The organism is Nocardioides sp. LHD-245, from assembly GCF_030929495.1.
Lineage (GTDB): Bacteria > Actinomycetota > Actinomycetes > Propionibacteriales > Nocardioidaceae > Nocardioides.
Window position 1 is genome coordinate 155,639 of the sequence record NZ_JAVFWN010000009.1, and the last position, 18,103, is coordinate 173,741.

Here is an 18,103-nt window from a genome sequence, read left to right on the forward strand (position 1 = left end):
TGTGATCCGGTGGGATGGTCCGGCGGGGTGGTGCGGGTGCGGCGCGGTCGGCGACTCAGCCGCCGCGGGGGATCTCCTCGATCATCTGGGCACCCAGCTCCCGGGTGAGGAGCTCGGCACTCGACTCGGCGTCGACCTCGCGGTCGTTGAAGTCCACCGCGGCGTCGGGGTCCTCCGCCGGAGCCTCCGCGGCGGCATCGGCCTGGGCCTGGATGTCGGCCACGCGCGAGCGCCTCGAGACCGGCTCCTCCGGCGGGGCGTCGGCCGGTGGCGGCTCGACGGCCCACGGCGGCGGGTCGTCCGGGGGTGCGGACTGAGCCGACGGCGCGGCGGGCGCCGCCGAGGAGGGCGGCGCGGTGACCTCCGGCCAGCCACCGGACGCGGGGGCCGGGGAAGCGGACGCGGCCGGGGAAGCGGGGGCGGGCGCAGCGGAGGCCGGCTCGGGAGCGCGGGCCCCCGGGTCGGCGGCGGGGTCGACGATCGCCTCGATCCGCACCTCCGCACCGATCTCGTCGATGACCGCCTGCTGGACGATCTCGGCGTGCCCGCCGGACTCGAACGACCGGCGCGGCCCGTCGGTCTGGAAGCCGAGGCTGAGCACCTTGCCGTTGAAGCCCACGACCTGGGAGTTCTGGGTGAGGTGGATCCAGGTGACCCGCTTGACGCCCTTGACCCGGTCGATGACCGAGGGCCACAGCCGTCGGATGTCGACCAGGCTCAGACCGCTGCCACCGCCAGCCTCCTCGGCCGGGGCGGCGGCCGGCGTGCGAGCGGCGGACGACGTGGGAGCGGCGGCGACCGGGGCCGCCTGCTCGGACTCCGGCACAGGCTCCGGCTCCGGCTCCGGAGCCCGGATCGGCTCGGGCTCACGCACCGGCTCCGCGGCGGATGCCGGGGCCGGATCGGCGGCGGGTCCCGGGTCCGGGGCCGCCTCCGCGACGGGTGCCGACGCCGGCGGCGACACGGGCGGCGACACGGGCGGCGACACGGGCGGCGACACGGGCGGCGACACGGGCGGCGACACGGGCGTGGCGGGCGCCGACACCGGCGCGGCCGGCGGTGCCGAGGCAGGTGCGGCGGTCGGCTCCTCGACCCGCTCGGGTGCGGCCCGCTCGGCCCGCGACGGCACGGGCCGGTCCTGGGCGGGGACCGCGGCCGGAGCGGCGGCGGGCGCGGACTCGGCCGTCGTCGTACCGCTGATCGAGGCTCGACGCTCGAGCCGGTCGAGGCGGGCGAGCACGCCCTCGGTGGTGTGGTCGGCGGCGGGGAGCAGGATCCGGGCGCAGATCAGCTCCAGCAGCAGCCGGGGCGCGGTCGCGCCGCGCATGTCGGTGAGGCCGGCCGCGACGAGGTCGGCGGCCCGGGTCAGCTCGGCGCGGCCGAAGGCGGCCGCCTGGGCGACGAGACGGTCGGCCTGGTCGCCGGAGAGGTCGAGCAGTCCGGAGGCAGCGGCGTCGGGGACCGCGGAGATGATGACGAGGTCGCGCAGCCGGCGCAGCAGGTCCTCGGTGAACCGGCGCGGGTCCTGCCCGGTCTCGATCACCTTGTCGACCACGCCGAAGACCGCCGACCCGTCGCCGGCGGCGAAAGCGGAGACGACGTCGTCGAGCAGGGTGTCGGGGGTGTAGCCGAGCAGACCGCTGGCCAGGTCGTAGGTCACGCCCTGCACCCCGGCCCCGCCGAGCAGCTGGTCGAGCACCGAGAGCGTGTCGCGCGCCGAGCCCGCGCCGGCCCGCACGACCAGCGGCAGTGCCGCCGGCTCGATCGAGACGCCCTCGCGCTCGCACAGCTCGGTGAGGTACGACGTCAGCAGCCGCGGCGGGATCAGCCGGAACGGGTAGTGGTGGGTGCGCGAGCGAATGGTCGGGATGACCTTCTCCGGCTCGGTCGTGGCGAAGATGAACCGCAGGTGCGGCGGCGGCTCCTCGACCAGCTTGAGCAGGGCGTTGAAGCCCTGCGTGGTGACCATGTGGGCCTCGTCGATGATGTAGACCTTGTAGCGGCTCCGCACCGGGGCGAAGAAGGCCTTCTCACGCAGGTCGCGCGCGTCGTCGACACCACCGTGGGAGGCCGCGTCGATCTCGATCACGTCGATCGAGCCCGGCCCGTTGCGGGCCAGGTCGCGACAGCTCTCGCACTCGCCGCACGGGTCGGAGATCGGCGCCTTCTCGCAGTTGAGCGCCCGCGCGAGGATCCGCGCGCTGGTCGTCTTGCCGCAGCCGCGAGGGCCGGAGAAGAGGTAGGCATGATTGACCCGGTTGGCGGCCAGCGCGGCCCGCAGCGGCTCGGTGACGTGCTCCTGCCCGATGACCTCGGCGAAGGTCTCGGGCCGGTAGCGGCGGTAGAGCGCGAGGGGGGAGTCCACGTGAGCCACCCTAGTCGCTGGCCCCGACACGGTCGGGCGCCCGTGGCGGACGCGGCGACGCCGCCGGTCCCGCCTATCGTGATGCCCTCGGGAACGAGAGGACGAGCACCATGACGACGATCGACCGGGACGCGGCACGGGCGTTCCAGAAGCGGATGGTCCGGGTGCGCGAGGACGCCGCCCTGGGCCTGCTCCTCGGCATCGGCGACGAGCTGGGACTGCTCGACGTCCTGGCGCGCTCCGGGCCGGCGGATCCCGCGACGCTGGCCACGGCGGCCGGAGTCGACGAGCGCTACCTGCGCGAGTGGCTGGACGGGATCGTGGCCGGCGACGTGGCGACGTACGACGCCGCGACCGGCCACTACGCGCTGTCCCGCGAGCGCGCCGCCTGCCTGACGCCCGCCGACGGCCCGGTGAACCTCGCGCGCAGCATGAAGATGCTCACCATGCTCGCCGGCGTCGAGCCCGAGCTGCGGGAGCGGTTCCGGCACGGCGGCGGGCTGGGGTACGACCGCTTCCCCCGGTTCCACGAGCTGATGGCCGCGGACGCCGCGGCCGTCCACGACGCGGGCCTGCTCGACGTCGTGGTGCCGACCGTCCCCGGGCTCCACGAGCGGCTGACCGAGGGCGCCGCGCTCGCCGACATCGGCTGTGGGTCCGGGCACGCGGTCAACCTGCTCGCCCGGGCCTACCCCGCGAGCCGGTTCGTCGGCTACGACCTCGGCGCCGAGGCGATCGACGCGGCGCGCGCCGAGGCCGCGGACTGGGGCCTGACCAACGCGTCCTTCGAGGTCCGTGACGTCGCGCAGCTGGGTGAGGCGGCGGCGTACGACGTCGTGACGGCCTTCGACGCGATCCACGACCAGGCGTTCCCCGACCGGGTGCTCGCCGGCATCGCGGCCGCACTGCGTCCGGGCGGGACCTTCCTGATGGTCGACATCAAGGCCGAGACCGGGGTCGAGAACAACCTGGGCCTGCCCTGGGTGACCTACCTCTACACGCTGAGCCTGATGCACTGCATGACCGTGTCCCTCGCCCACGGCGGCGCCGGGCTCGGCACCGTCTGGGGACGACAGACCGCGGTCCGGATGCTCGAGGAGGCCGGCCTGGTCGACGTCGAGGCCCGCGAGGTCCGGACCGACCCGTTCAACTACTTCTACGTCGCCCACAAGCCGTAGTGGGAAAAGCAAAGGCCCCCCACGTACCCGATAGAGCTCACTTACCCTTGCTGCCTTCCGGCCCTGGGGGAGTTGGGTGAGATACCGCCACGTGGGGGGTTGCGGGCCACTTTAGAGGATGGGGTGCACCCGGCTCACATCGACCGCCGCATCGAGCCGACGTGGCCTCAGCGCAGCAGGTTGAGCACGGTCAGCAGGACCGGCGCGACCATCACGACCAGGAGCACCCACGCGACCATGCGGTGCGAGCGCTTCGCGCTGTCCAGCGAGCCCGCGAACTCGAGCAGGGCACCGTCGGGCACGGACCGGTTGAGGCCCATCCGCTGCGCGTCGGTGGGCAGGTGCTCGGCGGGAGCCCAGGGCTCCGGCTCGTCACCCCGCGCGGTCATGGGCCGATGGTACGCCGCGCGCTCCGTCAGCGGGCGAGTCCCGATTCCACCTCACCGTCCATCTGCCGGTAACCTCCTCCGCGGAGGTATCGCCTAGTGGCCTATGGCGCTCGCTTGGAAAGCGGGTTGGGTTAACGCCCTCGGGGGTTCGAATCCCCCTACCTCCGCCGGAGAATCAGACGGCGCCGACCCCACGTCGGCGCCGTCTGCTGCGTTCGGGGGCGGCGTGGACCGCTGTAACACGCCGCCCACCCGACTACCGGGCACCTGTCAGCGGCGAACCAGAGGTTCGCACGGCGTGTCGTGCCGAGAACCGGCGACCAGTCCGGCGGACAGCGTGTTGCAACATCGTGCGGCCGCGCCGTCCGGGCACGGCGCTCAGCGGCGCCGGGCGAGAAGCGGGCGCAGCAGGAGGAGGACGACGAGCGCGGCACCGCCGCCGAGCCCCCACCAGATCGCGTCGTGCCGCGCGCCGGCGAGGACGTCCGCCTGGGCGCGGGGCGGCTTGGCGGGCCGGACCTGCTGGGTGCGCTCGGCTCGCATGTCGGCGATGTCGCGCTGGATCGCCTCGACGGGCTGGACGACGCCGTACCCCGTGATCGGGCTCGACGGGCCGCCGTTGCCGCTGGCGGTCTGCTCCAGGCGGTTCCGCAGCTGGGCGGCGTCCTCGTCGGGGTGGGCGGACCACACGAGGGCCGCGACACCGGCCACCTGGGCGGCCGCCCAGGCGGTGGAGGCGCCGTCGACGACGCACCAGCCGCCGTTGAGCGCCTTGGACACCGCGCCGAAGCCGGGCGCGGCGAGGTCGATGGCCGAGCTTCGGAGCACGGTCCCGCGGCTGCCGGGCGTCGACACCCCGACCGCGATCACCTTCGGGTGCGCCGCCGGCCAGATCACGTCGGCGGCGTCCTCGCCCTTCGCGGCCTCGCCCTCGTAGCCGTCGGGGAAGGCCCCGTCGCCCGACGGGCGGTCGCCGGAGGCGGCGACGAGCAGCACACCGGTGGCGACCAGCCGGTCGACCTGCGCCTCGAGCTCGGCGGAGTACGGGACCTGCGCGGGCACGACCACCACGGCGCGGGGACGAGCGCCACCCTCCCGGGCGGCGGCGAGCTCCCCGAGCCGCTGAGCCAGGTCGGCGGCCATCGGGATCCGCTGCCCCTCCTGGGAGCGCTCGAGCGTGTCGTAGAACGGCGCGTCGACGACGTCGGCGTCGGGTGCGATCCCGACGTCGACGCGGGTCGGCTCGACCTGGTCGGGGCCGGCGATGATGCCCGCGACGGCGAAGCCGTGGCCGGTCGGCAGGTCGACGGGCGTCGTCCCCCGGAACCCGTTGATGCCGCTGTCCACGACGACCACCTGCACGCCCTGTCCCGGCTGCGTGCCGGCCTTCTTCACCAGCGCCTGCGCCTCCTTCACGTGCAGCGCCAGGTTGGCCGCGTTGTCGCCCTTGACCGTGAGCTGATCGGTCGTGGTCGCGCTGACCTGCAGGCAGCGCGGCCCCTCCACGTCGGCGACGACGTGCACCTCCGGAGCCGCACCCACCGGAGCCGCCCCCACCAGGGTCAGCCCGAGGGCGACGCTCGCGAGCCCGCCCGCGGCGGAGCGGGAGGAGCGGGAGGAGCGGCCTCCTACGCCGTGTCCTAGGCGCCGCACGACCGGTCCCTCGACGGCGGGCACAGCGCCGCGTCCTGGGAGAGCTCGGGACCGACCTCGAACAGCTTGTTCCACACGTCGGGCACGACCAGGCCCGGAACCTTGCCGTAGCCCAGCTGGGCGAGGTCGTCCGTGCTGGCGACGGGGTAGCTGTAGCCACGGTCGTCGATCAGGTGGATCGTGCCGCCCGTGCTGGTGATCCAGTCGGCCGAGCGGATCACCGCGCCGTGGCCGGACGCGACGGTGACCTCCCGGTCGCCGGCGGCGACGCCCTCGGCGCTGGCGGCCCCGGCGGGGGCCGAGACGAGCCGGACGGCCGGCTCCTCGCCCTCGGCGGTCGTCAGCTGGGCGCAGGCCTCCTCGGTGGCGGGCAGTGAGCCGGCGAGGACCTGTTCGGGCCAGTGCTCGCCGGCGCCGGCGGCGCCGCGCACGATGTCGAAGGGTGCGCCCGGCGCCTCGGTCACCGGCCGCGGCGCGCGCTTGCCGAGCGAGGTGTTGCGCAGCACCGCCGCCTCGAAGGGCGACAGCTCCACGAAGCCGGCCTTCGTGAACGCGTACGTCGTGCCGGAGCGCTCCAGCCAGTCGCCGACGCGGGCGCCGTCGTAGCCCGGGAGCCGGGCCGGCTCGCCCCAGCCGTCGAGGCCGAGGCCCTCGGCGTCCAACGAGGCGCCGGGTGGGAACAGCTCCAGCCACGCGTCCGGCACCGTGATCTGGTCGTTGGGCGAGATCCGCAGGTCGCTGTAGAGGCCATCGTCGCCGGTGGTGAGCTCGTAGCGGTACGCACGGCGCGGCAGGCCCGGCACGTCGGCCTCGGCGATGAGGTAGACCGCGTCCTCGGCGGCCGACCTCACCACGAAGCCGGTGGTCGGCGTCGGCGTCACGTCGGGCGAGACCTCGATCGCGGTCTGCATGCCCAGCCCGTTGCCGGTGCACGACGTCCAGCCGCTCTCGACCAGATCGCCGGCTCCCGGCACCGTGGCCGGGGCGTCGAGGATCCCGATGGGCGGCCCCTTCCGCTCCCCCGCGATCTCCTCGTCGGGCACCTTGCGGGCCTCGACCCCGGCGCCCAGGATCAGCTGGGCAGACGTCACGTTGATGACCGGCCGCACCCGCGGCAGCCCGGAGGCCAGGTCCTCGTCGAGGATGACGTAGAGAGCGCCGCGGTCGTCGGCGACCAGCCCCGGCTTGTCCCAGTCGACCTCGGCCCGGTCCGACAGCGCACCGGCGATGGCGGCGCCGGCCACGAGGAGGATCGCGAGCGCGACGCCGCCGACGATCATCCGGCCGGGCCGGGTGGGCTCGACCTCACGACCGCCCGGCGCTCCGGACACGAAGGCGGTGACCAGCCGGCGGCGGCTGAAGGCATAGGCCTCGACGAGGTCCTTCTTGGTGGCCACAGGCGACTATCCGAGCCAGTCGCGCACCTGGTCGAACAGACCGGTGGCGACGACGAGAAGGGGGAGCAGGGTCAGGAGGGCGACGGACTCGAGTACGTCGCCCAACCGGCCCCGGCGTACGGACGGGGCAGCGGGGCTGAGCGTGGCGACGAGCAGCACCGCACCCACCACGGCGAGGACGACGGCCAGGGTCGGACGCCAGTCGGGGTGGAAGGCGAGCACCGCGACCGCGACCGCGACGATGCCCGCGACGCCCGAGGCCAGACCGAGCAGGACCTCGCTGCCGGTGCGGTACTGCCGGGTCCGGAGAACGACGATCAGGCAGGCGTCGACCGCGAGCAGGGTGCCGGTGACGCCGAGGCTGACGGCGAGCGGCGCCACGAGCACGAGGAGCAGGCCGACGGTGCCGCTGATGGCGAGCAGGATCTCGTGGGCGACCCGGGCGTCCGCGGCGACCCGGGCCCGTTCGATGTCGTCGGGGTCGGCGGTGATGTCGGCCGGCGAGTAGAGCTGGTCGACGCGGGTCGTCGTGGCGCCGAGGGCGAGCCACGGGAAGATGCTGCCGGCCAGGACGACCAGCACCAGCACGGTGGTGAGCAGCGGCGCCGGCGCGAGGCCGTCGGGCGACGATCGGACGTAGACGCCGACGCCCACCCCGAGCGCACCCACGACGATCGGCGGGAACGCCAGCGTCCGGCCGGGCCCGAGGCCGATCAGGCACACGACGCCCGCCACCAGGGCGCCGGCACCGGCGGCGGCGAGCGGGTCGGCGAACCAGGTGTCGCCGTCCGGGGCGAACATGATGCCCGCCGCCGCGGCGTACCCGGCACCCAGCCAGGCCACGCCGACGCCGGCCTCGTGCTCGCCCTGCGCCCGGGAGAGCACGATCGCGCCCGCACACAGCGCGACGGCGACCAACGCGGTGGCCGCAGCGGCGATGTCGGAGCCGCGCTGGATCAGCAGCGCGCCGGCGCCGAGCGCGAGGAACAACCCCGCCGCGACGAGCGCCGTACGACGCCCGGCGGCCGGTGCCCAGGGCTCGAGGTCGTGCTCGACGACGTCGGTCATCGCCTCGACGACGTCGTCGTAGACCCGGGGCGCCGGGTCGTCGACGCCGGCGGTGACGGTCAGCAGGCCGCCGTCCTCGATGCCCTGCAGGGTCAGGCCGGTGTCGAGCGTCAGTCGGCGGCCGTCGGCGGTGCCGACCCGGTAGCCGCCGTGGACGGTCGCGGGGTCGAGCAGGCCGACGCTGCGGGCCAGCTCAGGCAGCAGCTCGGCCACCGGGATGGCCCCCGGGAGAACCAGGTCCACCCGCCGGGTGCCGGACGTCACCGTCACCCGGACCAACCCGGAGGCGACGGCGGCGCTCGTCCGCGGCGCTTGTGTCATCTGCCCCATCCTTCCCGAGAGCCCGAGCTCCGGATCCTAGCCTCGACCTTGCGGCACGGTGTCCGCACAGCAGCGAAGGGACCGACCACACGGTCGGCCCCTTCGTCGTGCGCTCGGCCCAGAGAGCTCCGGCCGGCAGCGCGGCGGGAGGCGACCTCCGGGAACTTGCTTGGCTTTCGTGTCGCCGGAGACGCGCTCGGCCCAGAGAGCTCCGGCCGGCAGCGCGGCGGGAGGCGACCTCCGGGAACTTGCTTGGCTTTCGTGTCGCCGGAGACGCGCTCGGCCCAGAGAACTCAGAATCGACCGGCGCCGCGCTTGTCGGCCTGGATGTACTCCGAGTTGGACTGGTAGGTCGTCTTCGAGACGCCGTCCAGCAGGTCGAGCAGCTCCTTCATCGCCCAGTCCCAGGCCGACTTGGCCTGGTCGTAGCTCAGCCGCTGCTCACTGTCGGGGGCCCAGGTGCTCACGTAGGGCTGGGCGTCGCTCTCGAGCTGGTCGAGGCGGGCGTTCATCGCCTTCGCGGTCTCGTACATGTTCTGGGCCGCGGCCTCGAGGGAGGCGTGCTTGACGCGCAGGCCGTCGAGGGAGCCGAAGTCAGGTCCGGTCATGGTTGTCTCCTGGAGTTCGTCGAGTCGTGGGGTGGATGGGCGGGGACTACTGCTGGCCCAGGCGGTTGAGGAGGTTGACCATCTCCGAGCCGGCCTGCTCGTCGACCGCGACGTTGTCCTTCTCGGTCTCGGTCAGGGACGCGTGGAAGCGGTCGAGGGCCGTGGTGACGACCTTGTGCTTCTCGAGCCACGCGTTCTTGAGGTTGTCGAAGGAGAGACCGGCGGTGCCGACCCACTCCTGGCGCATGCTCTCGAGCTGACCCTCCATCGTCTGGGCCTGCTTGCCGAGGTCCTGCTTGGCGGTGATGACCAGATCGGCGACCTTCCCGAGGGCGCCCTCTGCGTGTCCGAACTCGACTGCCATGTCTGCTCCTTGGTGCTGGTTGGCGGGCGGTGGGACCCGCCCCGTGCAATTCGGTTTCCTCGATCTGGCTCCCCGAGCGCTGCCCAAGAGCCGACGCGTGAGGTGCTACCCAGCGCCGGCGCACGGCTAAACCTCAACCCGTGACTTCCCACAGGTGACGGAAGAAGCCGACGGCGACGACGAGGGAGCCCACGGCGAAGGCGCCGCAGACCGCCTCGCCGATCTCGGCGCGCCGCGACCACCACGCGGACCGCCAGCCGCGGCCCACGAGGACCGCCGCCGCCACCAGGATCCCGGCGAGGGCGACGGCGACCGCGGTGACCACCCCCGGCGCGACGACCGGGCTCCCGGCCCCCGGGGCGAGGCCGAGCAGGACGACGGCCAGGGCGGCGAGCGCGACCACGCCGGCGAGGCGCAGCAGCCGGCTCGCGACGGCATGGCGATAGCTGCGGGCGGCGAACAGCAGCGCCGCGCCGCCGAAACCGATCAGGCAGCGGGCGCCGGTGCTGTCCAGGGGCAGGCGCGCGGTGGTGAGCAGCAGGGGGGTCGTGACCACCACGACGACCAGGACCGCCGTCGCAGCGGCCGTCACGACCCGGGCGCCGCGGGCCGCGACGGACTGGACCGCCTGCTCGGGCACGACGATCCGGCCGCGGCGCCCGGTGGGACGCTCGCGGGCCGACCAGGCGGTGACGGCGAGGCGTTCGAGGTCGAGGAGATACTGGTCGGGTACGTCGACCGCCAGCTCCGGCACGAACCGGGCGGCCAGCACGGCGGCCAGGAAGAGCACCGCCCACACAGCCTGGGGCGCCACCCCGGTCAGGGCACCGAGCCCGGCGACGGCGAACCAGCCGGAGCCGACCACGATCCAGACTCGGAGCCCGTCGACCGCGGGGTCGTCGGGAGCAGCGAGCGCGCGGCCGACGCCCGCGGTGACCGCGGCGCAGAGGGCGGCGATGCCGGCGACCGTCGGCAGTCGTTCGGGCAGCGGGTCCCAGGCGAGTGCCAGGCCCGCCGCGGCGGCGTAGGCCGGAGCCGCGAGCGCCCGCTGGGAGCGCAGGACGCCGACCGGCAGGCAGCCCACCGCCGCCGCCGCGAAGAGCACCGCCACGACCGGCCAGCGGTCCTCGGCGGGTGTCCCGGCCGCGCACCACCCGCCGACGACGGCGACACCGACCGCGAGCGCGAGCCAGAGCGCCGAGGCCGGCCCGGCGGCGAGCGTCGCCTCGCCCGCGTCGCCCGAGCGGAACCTGCTGCGCGGCGGCGCGGGCCGCGAGGAGGGATCGACCGCGACGACGACGGAGCCGGCGACCAGTCCCGCCGCGCCGACGACGGCGCTCGGCTGGAGCGGCACGCCCGAGCGGGTGACCAACGGCAGCACGACCGGCAGGCCGGCCTCGGCGGAGTAGGCCCGGGAGACGTCCTCGAGGGTCGCGTCGACCGGCACGGTCAGGTCGAGCACGCCCCGGGGTCCGTGCACGCTCACCGCGGTGACCGTGCCGGGTGCCGGGCTACGGGTCCCACTCACCGGATGACCACCTGCGCCTCCCGAGATCGGTGTCGTGCCGGACCGAGGTTCACGGCCCGGCTCGCAGGGTAGTCCTCCTACCCGTGCGTTCCGATGCTCCTTACCCCAACTCCCTCGTCTCCTATCATCGGTGCGGTCGCATGAACGGGCCGGGCCACAGGGGACGACAGGGGGCGACAGCGTGACGGTGGGGATCACTCCAGGTGGCGGGCCGGGCATGCACCGGGGTACGCCGGGCGGCCCGCAGGGCGGTCTGCCGGGCGCCCTGCCGCCCGGAGCGCCGGGTGGTCCCCCGGGCCGCCGCGTCGCGCCGGCCGCCGCACCCGGCAGCCTGACCCAGCGCGGCAACCGCGGCGAGCGGCCCGAGCTGCCCAGTGGCCAGCTCCAGCTGCAGCCGCCGCCGCAGCTCCAGCCGAGCGAGGGCGCGGCGGGCGTGGCGATGAACGCCATCCCGATGCTCGGCAGCCTCGGCTCGATCGTCCTCGTCGCCGGTCTCGGCGGCGCGGGCGGAAACCAGGCGCTGCGGTTCATCGCCGCCGGCATGTTCCTCTTCGCGACGCTCGGCTTCATCGTCGTCCAGATCGACCGGCAGCGGAAGCAGCGCCAGCAGCAGGTCACCGGGTCGCGCACGGAGTACCTCCGCTATCTCGCGACGGTCCGCAAGGTCGCTCGCGACGCAGCCGACCAGCAACGCCGGGCGCTGACCTGGATGCACCCGGCGCCGACGTCGTTGCCGTCGCTCGCGGAGGACCGGACCCGCGTGTGGGAGCGGTCGTCGTCCGACCCCGCCTTCCTCCAGGTCAGGTACGGCGTGTGCGCGCAGCCTCTCGCCCTCGAGCTGCTGCCGCCGGAGAGCGCTCCCATCGACGAGGTCGACCCGGCGTCGGCGTCGGCGCTGCACCGCCTGCTCGTCGTCCACCGGCTGCAGCCGGACCTGCCCGCGTCCATCGACCTGCGGGCGTTCGACCGGATCGAGGTCTGCGGCGACGAGGAGGAGGCCCGCTCCCTGGCCCGGGCGCTGCTCTGCTCGGCGGCGACCTTCCAGTCGCCGGAGAACCTGCAGGTCGCGGTCCTCGCCGACGAGGCGACGCTGGCCCACTGGGACTGGGTGAAGTGGCTGCCGCACGCCCACAGCCAGCACCAGAACGACGCGGTGGGGCCGGCCCGGATGGTCACGACCTCGCTCAGCGACCTCGCCACGATGCTGCCGCCGGACCTGAGCGAGCGCCCCCGCTTCGGCGCCGACGAGCGGCCCGCGATCCCCCACATCATCCTCGTCACGGACGGTGCCGAGCTGCCGCCGGGCAACCACCTGGTCCCCTCCGACGGCCTGCACGGCGTCACCGTGATCGACCTTCCCGCCCGCTGGGGCGAGCTGGACAGCCCGACGGCGCTGCGCCTCGAGATCGAGGACGACGCCCGCTCGGCCGCGGCCGAGCACGCGGAGACGGTGCCCCTGGTCGCCGTACGCCTGCGGACCGAGCCGGTGCGCGCGAGGGCGGACCAGTGCGGCGCCGCCACCGCCGAGGCCCTCGCCCGGCGGCTGACGCCGTTGTTCACCCCGTCCGCGGGCGCCGCGGTCGGCGAGGAGGCGGCGGCCGACCTCACCGGCCCCACCGACTTCATGGACCTGCTCGGCCTCGGCGACGTCCACACCTTCGACCCCGGCACCGCCTGGCGGGCGCGGCCCGCTCGCGACCGGCTGCGGGTGCCGATCGGCGTCGGCGACACGGCCGGACCGATCCACCTCGACATCAAGGAGTCCGCCCAGCAGGGCATGGGTCCCCACGGCCTGGTGATCGGCGCGACCGGCTCGGGCAAGTCGGAGTTCCTGCGCACCCTGGTCCTGGGCCTGGCGATGACCCACTCCCCCGAGCAGCTCAACATGGTGCTCGTCGACTTCAAGGGCGGCGCGACCTTCGCCGGCATGGCCGAGATGCCGCACGTCTCGGCGGTGATCACCAACCTGGCCCAGGAGCTCACCCTCGTCGACCGCATGCAGGACGCGCTGTCGGGCGAGATGGTGCGCCGCCAGGAGCTGCTGCGCGAGGCCGGCAACTTCGCCTCGATCCGCGACTACGAGAAGGCCCGGACGTCGGGCGATCCGGCCGCCGCCGCGCTCACGCCCCTGCCCTCGCTCTTCCTCGTGGTCGACGAGTTCTCGGAGATGCTCTCGGCCAAGCCCGAGTTCATCGACCTCTTCGTCGCGATCGGCCGCCTCGGCCGCTCGCTCGGCCTGCACCTGCTGCTCGCCTCGCAGCGCCTGGAGGAGGGCCGGCTGCGAGGACTCGAGTCGCACCTGTCGTACCGGATCGGACTGCGTACCTTCAGCGCCCAGGAGTCGCGCGCCGTGCTCGGCGTACCGGATGCCTACGAGCTGCCGGCGGTGCCGGGCCTGGGCTACCTGAAACCGGACCCGACGACGATGACGCGGTTCAAGGCGGCGTACGTGTCCGGTCCGCCCGAGGCCGGTCGGCGCCGGGTCGTGCGCGACAGCGGCGGCAAGGTGCGCGGCATCCTGCCGTTCACGATCTCCGAGGTGCAGACCTTCGACGAGCCGGAGCGCGAGGACGCCGACCAGTCAGGGGTCCCCGCCGCACCGGTCGTCGAAGGCAGTGCGTCGCTGTTGGACATCGCGGTCACCCGGATGGACGGGCTCGGCCCGGCCGCGCACCAGGTGTGGCTGCCGCCGCTGGACCGGCCCGACACCCTCGACCAGCTGATGCCCGACCTGGCACCGCATCCGGAACTGGGCCTGGTCTCGCTGCAGTGGCGCGGCATGGGCGGCCTGACCGTGCCGCTCGGCACGGTCGACCGCCCGCGCGAGCAGCGACGCGACACGCTCACGATCAGCCTGAGCGGCGCGGCCGGTCACGTCGCGGTCGTCGGCGGGCCGCGCAGCGGCAAGAGCACGCTGCTGCGCACGGTCGTGACCAGCCTGTCGCTCACCACGACCCCGCTGGAGTCCCAGTTCTACGTGCTCGACTTCGGCGGCGGGACCTTCGCGCCGATGACCGCGCTCCCCCACGTGGCCGGCGTCGGCACCCGCTCCGAGCCGGAGGTGGTCCGCCGGATCGTCGCCGAGGTGCGCGGCATCGTCGACCGTCGTGAGCGCTACTTCCGCAGCCAGGGCATCGACTCGATCGAGACCTACCGCAGCCGCCGCGCCCAGGGCCGGGCCGACGACGGGTACGGCGACGTCTTCCTCGTCATCGACGGCTGGGGCACGCTGCGCTCCGACTTCGACGACCTGGAGCTGGAGATCCAGCAGCTCGCCGGACGCGGCCTCACCTTCGGCCTGCACATCGTCACCGCCTCGACCCGCTGGCCCGACTTCCGCGCCGCCATGCGCGATCTGCTCGGCACCCGGCTCGAGCTCCGCCTCGGCGACCCGATCGACTCCGAGATCGACCGCAAGGTCGCGGCGCTGGTGCCGGGCAACCGGCCCGGCCGCGGCCTGGTGCCCGGCAAGCTCCACTTCCTCGGTGCGCTCCCCCGCACCGACGGCAACGGGACGGCCGAGACCCTCGGCGACGGCGTCGACGCTCTGATCGCGGCGGTGACCGCCGCCTGGCGCGGCCCGGCCGGCCCGAAGCTGCGCCTGCTGCCCGACCGGATCACCCTGGACGAGGTGCGCGCCCAGGCCGGTACGCCGCCGCAGCGGCAGCTGCTCCTCGCCATCAACGAGAAGGAGCTGGCCCCGGTCGCTCTCGACGTCGACGCCGAGCCGCACCTGCTGCTCTTCGGCGACGGCAAGTCGGGCAAGAGCAACCTGCTGCGCACCTACTGCCAGGAGATCATGCGCACCCGGACCCCGGCCGAGGCCCAGATCGTGCTCGTCGACTATCGCCGCTCGCTGCTGGGTGAGGTCCCCGAGGAGTACCTCCTCAACTACCTCACCTCCGCGACCCAGGCGCAGCCGGCGCTCAACGACCTGGCGACGTACCTCCAGAACCGGATCCCGGGCCCGGACGTCACCCCCGAGCAGCTGCGCAACCGGTCGTGGTGGACCGGGGCGGAGGTCTTCGTCGTGGTCGACGACTACGACCTGGTCGCGACCCAGCAGAGCTCGCCGGTCGCCCTCCTGCAGCCGTTGATGGCCCAGGCCCGCGACGTCGGCCTGCACATCGCCGTCGCCCGCCGCTCCGGCGGTGCGTCGCGGGCGCTCTACGAGCCGGTCATCCAGACCATGCGGGACCTGGCGATGCCGGGCGTGCTGCTCTCCGGCAGCCGGGACGAGGGCGCACTGATCGGCAACCTGCGGCCGGGACCGGCCCAGCCGGGCCGCGGCAAGATGCTCACCCGCGACCGCGGGGCCGAGGTCGTGCAGCTGGCCTGGACCGATCCGTCACTGTGAGCGCGGGCAGCTGCAGGAATCACCACTTAAGCGGCGACTCCTGCAGCAGGCTCAGGCTCGTCAGACGACCGGGGCGCGGCGATGAGCGCGGCGATCGCGGTGGTGACCGGGACCGCGAGGACCAGGCCGATCGAGGTGACCAGCGTGCGGATCACCTCCTCGGCGAGCTGCTCGGTCGAGATCAGGTCGATCAGCGGGCGGTCGTAGACGCGCAGCAGCATCAGCAGGATGAGCGCCGTGCCGACGTAGGCGAAGACGATGGTGTAGATCGTCGAGGCGATGTGGTCGCGGCCGATCCGCATGGCACTGGTGAAGACCGCCGTGCGCGACGCCTGCGGGCTGGCGGCACGCAGCTCCCAGACAGCCGAGGCCTGGGTGATGGTGACGTCGTTGAGGACGCCGAGCCCGGCGATGACGAGCGCGCAGCCCAGCAGCGCCTGGAAGTCGAGTGCTCCGAAGGAGGCCAGGATCGCTCCGGTCTCGTCGCTGATGCCCGTCAGCCGGGCGTCGCCGATCGCGACGACGCCGATGCCGGCGGTCAGCACGATGCCGAGCAGGGTCCCGGCCAGGGCGGTGCTCGTGCGCAGCGAGAAGCCGTGCGTCGTGTAGAGGACGACGAACATGATCGCGGTCGCGCTGGTCAGCGCCACCCCGACGCCCGAGGCACCGGCCAGCAGCGCCGGCAGCATCCACCACCACACGACGAGCCCGCCGAACGCCAGCCCGATCAGGCCGAGGAGCCCGCGCCAGCGGGCGACCGCGAGCACCACCGCGACGAAGAGCACGCTGAGCCAGACCAGCGTTCCGTAGCGCTCGGTGGCGAAATAGGAGTACGACGCGCCCTGGTCCGGCGCCTCCTCGGGGGCCGGCGTGCGCAGCAGCTCGACGCGGTCGCCCTTCGCGAGCCCGGACTCGACGACCTCGGGGGGCACGTCGAGACGGACCGGCTCGTCCTCGCCGTCGACCAGGACGGTCACGGTGCTGCAGCCGGAGCCGTCGGGGAGCCCGGTCCGGCCCGTGCATCGCTCGGCCACGGCGACCACCTCACCGGACGGGAAGGTCACGCCGGGAGCGGCGAACTGGGCCGCGGCACCGCCGTTCTCGGCGCTGCGGGCCGCGGCGTCGCCCGGCGGCCACCAGATCGCGAGGCCGGCCACCGTGCCGATCAGGGCGAGGGCCAGCGCCGCGAGCAGGACGGCCCGGGCCGTCGTACCGACCTGGATCTGGTCCTCGGGACCGCGGTCCGCCCGGTGGGAGTGGCCGTGCCCATGTCCGTGTCCCCGGCCCCGGTGGCTGCTCACGCGGATACCCTGCCACGACCGGCCCTGATATGAGAATCGTTGTCAACTAGGCTGGGGCCGTGAGCCCGCACGTGCCCGTGACCGTCCTCACCGGACACCTCGGCGCGGGCAAGACGACCCTGCTCAACCGGCTGCTGCGCCGGCCCGGCGCACGGATCGGCGTGATCGTCAACGACTTCGGCGCGATCAACATCGACGCCGCCCTGGTCACCGGGCAGGTCGACGAGCCGGTGTCGATCGCCGGCGGCTGCCTGTGCTGCCTCGAGGACGTGTCGGGACTGGACGCCGCCCTGGAGCGGCTCGCCCATCCCCGGCTCGCGCTCGACGCCATCGTGATCGAGGCGAGTGGGCTGGCCGAGCCGGGGGCGCTGGCGCAGCTCGTCCACGCCAGCGCCGCACCACGGATCCGCCCCGGCGGAGTGGTCGACGTGGTCGACGCGGTCGAGTACTTCACGACGGTCGACGACGGCGGCATGCCGCCCGCACGGTTCTCGGTCGCGACGCTCGTCGTGCTCAACAAGGTGGATCTGCTGCCACCGGCGACCAGGGACGCCACGCTCACGGCGATCGAGGACCGGGTGCGCGAGGTCAACCCGGCCGCACAGGTCGTGCGCACCTCCCGCGGCCGGATCGATCCCGCGCTCCTCCACGACGTGGCGTTGGCCGAGGACCCGCCGGACCAGCTCCCGCTCGCGGCCCTGCTCCGCGCCGAGCGGGCCACGCAGGACGCGGACGGGGACACGCACGACCATGTCCACGCCGCCTCGGCATCCGCGCGCAGGGACGGCGCGGTGGACGCCGGGCGGATCGTCGATCTGCTCCTCGACCCACCCGTCGGCGCCTACCGGATCAAGGGGACGATCGCGGTCGACGCCGGCCGGCACCGCAGGGGGTACGTCGTCCACGTGGTCGGCAGCCAGGTCCACGTCGCCACCCTGCGCCCCGCCCCAGACGTCAGCGAGCTGGTCGCGATCGGGATCGGCCTGGACGCCGGCGCCGCGCGGGCCCGGCTCGAGGACGCGCTCGCGTCGACGGCCGGGCAGCCCGGCGGCGACGGCCGGCGGCGCCTCGAGCGACTCCGGCGGCTCACCAGCTCGACGTCGTGATCCCCGGCAGCTCGCCACGGTGGGCGAGCTCGCGGAACCGGATCCGGGACAGTCCGGCCTTGCGCAGGTAGCCGCGCGGGCGGCCGTCGACCTGGTCGCGGTTGCGCAACCGGACCGGCGAGGCGTCCCGCGGCAGTCGGGCCAGGGCCCGGACCGCCGCGGCCAGCTCGGCCGAGCCGGGCTCGGCACGACGGACCCGCTCCTTGAGGGCGGCCCGGCGCCCGGCGTACCGCTCGACGGTGGCCCGACGCTTGGCCTCGGCCGCGATCTTGCTCTGCTTGGCCATCCTCAGCGCTCCTCACGGAAGTCGACGTGGCGGCGCAGGACCGGGTCGTACTTGCGCAGCGTCAGGCGGTCGGGGTCGTTGCGCCGGTTCTTCCTCGTGACGTAGGTATAGCCGGTGCCGCCGCTCGAGCGGAGCTTGACGATCGGGCGGACCTCGGATCCTCGGCCCTTCGATCCAGCCAT

Annotated in this window: 14 protein-coding genes, 1 tRNA gene and 1 other RNA gene; 4 read left to right on the top strand and 12 right to left on the bottom strand. The window is 74.2% G+C overall.

Features of this window, described 5'->3' with window-relative positions:
* Positions 1 to 55 precede the first annotated feature (55 nt).
* A complete protein-coding gene (locus RB608_RS14350; protein WP_308088657.1) occupies positions 56 to 2,365 on the bottom strand; it encodes a DNA polymerase III subunit gamma and tau in 2,310 nt (769 codons plus the stop codon).
* Between the two features lie 110 nt (positions 2,366 to 2,475).
* Between RB608_RS14350 and RB608_RS14355 the strand changes: the two genes are divergently transcribed.
* Complete coding sequence (locus RB608_RS14355; protein WP_308088659.1) at positions 2,476 to 3,543, top strand: methyltransferase domain-containing protein; 1,068 nt, start codon at positions 2,476 to 2,478, stop codon at positions 3,541 to 3,543.
* Positions 3,544 to 3,553: 10 nt separating this feature from the next.
* Here the strand turns inward: RB608_RS14355 and ffs are convergent.
* Positions 3,554 to 3,644, bottom strand: an RNA gene (gene ffs / locus RB608_RS14360) — signal recognition particle sRNA small type.
* 66 nt (positions 3,645 to 3,710) lie between these two features.
* Complete coding sequence (locus RB608_RS14365; protein WP_308088661.1) at positions 3,711 to 3,932, bottom strand: hypothetical protein; 222 nt, start codon at positions 3,930 to 3,932, stop codon at positions 3,711 to 3,713.
* Between the two features lie 82 nt (positions 3,933 to 4,014).
* On the opposite strand from RB608_RS14365, the gene RB608_RS14370 reads away from it, so the two are divergent.
* A tRNA-Ser gene (locus tag RB608_RS14370) sits at positions 4,015 to 4,099 on the top strand.
* A 211-nt stretch (positions 4,100 to 4,310) separates the two neighbouring features.
* Here the strand turns inward: RB608_RS14370 and RB608_RS14375 are convergent.
* The 6 genes from RB608_RS14375 to RB608_RS14400 form a co-directional block, all read right to left on the bottom strand.
* Positions 4,311 to 5,585, bottom strand: a complete 1,275-nt coding sequence (locus RB608_RS14375; protein WP_308088662.1) for a S8 family serine peptidase — start codon at positions 5,583 to 5,585, stop codon at positions 4,311 to 4,313.
* Positions 5,573 to 6,982 carry a type VII secretion protein EccB gene (gene eccB / locus RB608_RS14380; RefSeq protein ID WP_308088663.1) on the bottom strand — a complete coding sequence of 470 codons (1,410 nt, stop codon included), beginning with the start codon at positions 6,980 to 6,982 and terminating at the stop codon, positions 5,573 to 5,575. The genes RB608_RS14375 and eccB overlap by 13 nt, the downstream gene beginning before the upstream one ends.
* Positions 6,983 to 6,988: 6 nt before the next feature.
* Positions 6,989 to 8,371, bottom strand: a complete 1,383-nt coding sequence (gene eccD / locus RB608_RS14385) for a type VII secretion integral membrane protein EccD (protein ID WP_308088665.1) — start codon at positions 8,369 to 8,371, stop codon at positions 6,989 to 6,991.
* 293 nt (positions 8,372 to 8,664) lie between these two features.
* Positions 8,665 to 8,979, bottom strand: a complete 315-nt coding sequence (locus RB608_RS14390) for a WXG100 family type VII secretion target (RefSeq protein WP_308088666.1) — start codon at positions 8,977 to 8,979, stop codon at positions 8,665 to 8,667.
* 46 nt (positions 8,980 to 9,025) lie between these two features.
* Positions 9,026 to 9,343 (bottom strand): WXG100 family type VII secretion target, encoded by a 318-nt coding sequence (locus RB608_RS14395; RefSeq protein WP_282401536.1) that lies wholly within the window; start codon positions 9,341 to 9,343, stop codon positions 9,026 to 9,028.
* Between the two features lie 133 nt (positions 9,344 to 9,476).
* The gene (locus RB608_RS14400; RefSeq protein WP_308088668.1) at positions 9,477 to 10,871 is read right to left on the bottom strand and encodes a hypothetical protein; all 1,395 of its coding nucleotides are present in this window, start codon (positions 10,869 to 10,871) and stop codon (positions 9,477 to 9,479) included.
* Positions 10,872 to 11,052: 181 nt separating this feature from the next.
* Between RB608_RS14400 and eccCa the strand changes: the two genes are divergently transcribed.
* Positions 11,053 to 15,228 (top strand): type VII secretion protein EccCa, encoded by a 4,176-nt coding sequence (gene eccCa / locus RB608_RS14405; protein WP_308088669.1) that lies wholly within the window; start codon positions 11,053 to 11,055, stop codon positions 15,226 to 15,228.
* Between the two features lie 26 nt (positions 15,229 to 15,254).
* Here the strand turns inward: eccCa and RB608_RS14410 are convergent, their stop codons facing one another.
* Positions 15,255 to 16,529 carry a YibE/F family protein gene (locus tag RB608_RS14410; protein ID WP_308088670.1) on the bottom strand — a complete coding sequence of 425 codons (1,275 nt, stop codon included), beginning with the start codon at positions 16,527 to 16,529 and terminating at the stop codon, positions 15,255 to 15,257.
* 59 nt (positions 16,530 to 16,588) lie between these two features.
* On the opposite strand from RB608_RS14410, the gene RB608_RS14415 reads away from it, so the two are divergent.
* The gene (locus tag RB608_RS14415) at positions 16,589 to 17,635 is read left to right on the top strand and encodes a GTP-binding protein (protein WP_308088671.1); all 1,047 of its coding nucleotides are present in this window, start codon (positions 16,589 to 16,591) and stop codon (positions 17,633 to 17,635) included.
* On the opposite strand, the gene rpsN is transcribed toward RB608_RS14415, so the two are convergent.
* Both rpsN and rpmG read right to left on the bottom strand, forming a co-directional pair.
* Entirely contained in the window at positions 17,616 to 17,921 is a 306-nt protein-coding gene (gene rpsN / locus RB608_RS14420; RefSeq protein ID WP_308088672.1) for a 30S ribosomal protein S14, read from the bottom strand. The genes RB608_RS14415 and rpsN overlap by 20 nt on opposite strands.
* 2 nt (positions 17,922 to 17,923) lie before the next feature.
* Positions 17,924 to 18,103, bottom strand: coding sequence for a 50S ribosomal protein L33 (gene rpmG, locus RB608_RS14425; protein WP_308088673.1), 180 nt, complete (start codon positions 18,101 to 18,103; stop codon positions 17,924 to 17,926).

Bases quoted from the DNA above. Each gene is read 5' to 3' on its own strand.
- RB608_RS14355 (WP_308088659.1), top strand. From the start codon at position 2,476: ATGACGACGATCGACCGGGACGCGGCACGGGCGTTCCAGAAGCGGATG.
- RB608_RS14365 (WP_308088661.1), bottom strand. From the start codon at position 3,932: ATGACCGCGCGGGGTGACGAGCCGGAGCCCTGGGCTCCCGCCGAGCAC.
- eccD (WP_308088665.1), bottom strand. From the start codon at position 8,371: ATGACACAAGCGCCGCGGACGAGCGCCGCCGTCGCCTCCGGGTTGGTC.
- RB608_RS14390 (WP_308088666.1), bottom strand. From the start codon at position 8,979: ATGACCGGACCTGACTTCGGCTCCCTCGACGGCCTGCGCGTCAAGCAC.
- RB608_RS14395 (WP_282401536.1), bottom strand. From the start codon at position 9,343: ATGGCAGTCGAGTTCGGACACGCAGAGGGCGCCCTCGGGAAGGTCGCC.
- rpsN (WP_308088672.1), bottom strand. From the start codon at position 17,921: ATGGCCAAGCAGAGCAAGATCGCGGCCGAGGCCAAGCGTCGGGCCACC.
- rpmG (WP_308088673.1), bottom strand. From the start codon at position 18,103: ATGGCTGGATCGAAGGGCCGAGGATCCGAGGTCCGCCCGATCGTCAAG.